This window comes from Legionella sp. W10-070 (genome assembly GCF_900640175.1).
Taxonomy (GTDB): Bacteria; Pseudomonadota; Gammaproteobacteria; order Legionellales; family Legionellaceae; genus Tatlockia.
The window spans coordinates 1-2536 of the sequence record NZ_CAAAJC010000052.1; the positions used below are offsets into that span (position 1 = coordinate 1).

Genomic DNA, 2536 nt, shown 5'->3' on the forward strand with positions numbered 1-2536 from the left:
CCCCTTGCCAGCCAGGAAACGCCTGCTATAACGATTGGTTCCTGCCAGCCGGAAATAACGCGACAGCCACAGGTCAGCTTAACTGCTTATTTACTAATCGTGTCGCTATAGGCGGTTTTACCGATGACCTCTACTGGAGTTCTACCGAGTTTTCCGGCGATCCTACGTTCGGCGCCTGGGTCCAGATCTTCTTCGATGGCGGCCATTTCGACGACGGTAAGGTTGTCGAATATCGAGTTAGGTGTGTCCGGGCTTTTACCCCTTAACCCTTTATCCCTGTTTTTGAGGCAGCTACGCTGCCTTATGATTTTTTAAAGACGTATGAGTTGGATTTGGGTGAATGGCTTTCTATACGGAGTTACCGACGTTCGATTACTTCTTGTAATTGACAAACCGGTGAAGCGAAAGTTTTGCTGAGCGCGTAAGGAAGCCACTGATGCTTTAACATTTGGCAAGACTAAACCGTATTTACACACCGGCTTCCCCTCATTTGGGAGAATCACAGAGCCTGTTTATAAATTATAAAAAATACTCTAAATTCTTCCCATCAAAAGCAGAATAATCAATATTAGTAACAAGAGACCTACTCCACCACTGGGATAATAACCCCAACCACGACTATATGGCCAGGAGGGCAGTAAAGCAACTAATATGACTATTAACAAAACCAAGAGTAATAAGTCCATTGTAGTTTCCTTATTAATAATCCTTTGTTGATATAATAATAGCCTATTATTCTATTTGAAGCACATAATCAGGTCTCAGAGAACGATGGAAATTAAGCAAGCCTGAAACTGAAGGGCTTAAATCTGGGGTTCACAGCTTGCTGAAACTGTTGTTCTGCCCTTTTTTAGTCCAACCTGCCTCACTACTTGCACTTGCTATTAAAATTTATAAACAGTTGTATTCTTCATTACCGGGAGTGATAGTTCCGCACAACCATTCTGCCCTTTTGCATAGGAGCCATTTACCCTAAAAGTTTCCAGGCACAAATCATTGAAGGTAACAAAGGCTTTATTCTTATGTGCAATCTCTGCTTTTTCTAATTCCGTGCGTTCAATAAGATAGCCAGAAGTGGCATTTTTCATCGTATTTATAAATGGATAAAATTTAAAATCAGATAGATTACGTGGTTGCTCACCTTGTGATTTTTTATAATCCATAATAGTTTGAAGTGCATTTTCAATTTCTCTCAAGTCCTCATTCGAGCAGTTAATGTGCTTAATTCCAGTTAAAAAGCACATCGTCCCGACGGATGTATCATCATTTTTCCAGCTGTCTGTATGTACACAAACGTCGCTAGCCCATCCTGCAGAAGTTTCAATTGTTGTAATTAATGACTTAATAATTTGTTGTTCTTTATATATTGGTGAATTTCCAGGTGTGTTTGCATCAAAAAACATTTTATATTTTATAGCATTCATAATTGATTCTTGAAGAGGCTTTTCTGGATCAATTAATCGGCCGCCAATCGTTGTATTAACTTGTGGAGGAAACCGGGTTTCGTCAGAGGTAAGTTTATCTTTCAATGCAGGATTAGCCCTTAAACCTCCGAGACCATGAATTTGATGATCCGGCGTATGAAAAAGCAGAATAGCACCACAACCATCTGGTTTATAGGCTGGAAAATTTGCAATATTTGCTGCGATTTCGTTAGCAGAGGTTTTTTCAATGTTTTCAACCTCAACTGTAGTAAGTATATCAGTACCACGTTTAACGATTACACCCATTACTTTCTCCAAGTTTTTATAATGTAGAGTAGATAAATTAATAATGGAAAATCACCCATAATTCGCCGAAAATCATACATTGTGATTTATATTTGGTCAATTATGGCGAGACAGCAAAAAAAATCATCCGCCACCTGTTTTCCATCTATAAAGGTTCATTCCATTATCTCAGCTAATTCAAAATAAATCTGGTTTATCTGGGTATAGACCAATGCATTCAGAGGAAGAACATTTAGCTCCTAGGTTCCTTTTAAAAATATCTGATAACAGGACTGGAGTACTTGTAGATTTTTTCCCAAAAGTTACACTTGTTTCAACAAACATTTCAACAGGCACTGATCCTGAAAAAATAATTTCCCAACCCGCGCCCCACTCAGTATGTCTCTCATACAATTTTTCCGGTATAAGCTGATTCTCACCTGATATTGGATTAATACCCCAAATCATTCCTTTTTCCGGTCTCGGTTTCTCCTGATCACGTATTTTCAACCAGTCTGATAAAGTTATTTTTTGATAATATTCCAATCTGCTCTGGGCTCGCAGCCTTTATGGCTAAGGATAGATAGTAATGAACCGTAAAGAATTAGAAGCTTTCGCCCGAGAAGCAGCACTTAATGCCGAACTGGATGAGCATCCAGGCTACGCAAAGCATATCAGGCGGCTTACCACCTCCTGAAGAACTGCAGCAATTTTATCTCCCCCTTGCCCACCCCGTTGCATCACGGAAATAGGTAACCCGAAATAATTTAAATAGAGCCAAAATCAGTGCTTCGTTGCATCACAATTAAGGTAACCCATTTATTAAA

The 2536-nt window shown here is 39.4% G+C and carries 3 protein-coding genes; all 3 read right to left on the reverse strand.

Translation table 11 applies throughout. The annotated features are described in order from the left end of the window. Nucleotides 1–533 precede the first annotated feature (533 nt). The 3 genes from E1O65_RS12370 to E1O65_RS12380 all read right to left on the reverse strand — a co-directional run bounded on the left by E1O65_RS12370 (nucleotide 534) and on the right by E1O65_RS12380 (nucleotide 2255). Nucleotides 534–686 carry a DUF3309 family protein gene (locus E1O65_RS12370; protein WP_133133899.1) on the reverse strand — a complete coding sequence of 51 codons (153 nt, stop codon included), beginning with the start codon at nucleotides 684–686 and terminating at the stop codon, nucleotides 534–536. A gap of 198 nt (nucleotides 687–884) precedes the next feature. After that, nucleotides 885–1730: a hypothetical protein gene (locus E1O65_RS12375; protein WP_133133900.1), complete on the reverse strand. Its 846-nt coding sequence runs from the start codon at nucleotides 1728–1730 to the stop codon at nucleotides 885–887. Nucleotides 1731–1907: 177 nt separating this feature from the next. Further along, complete coding sequence (locus tag E1O65_RS12380; protein ID WP_133133901.1) at nucleotides 1908–2255, reverse strand: hypothetical protein; 348 nt, start codon at nucleotides 2253–2255, stop codon at nucleotides 1908–1910. Nucleotides 2256–2536 lie beyond the last annotated feature (281 nt).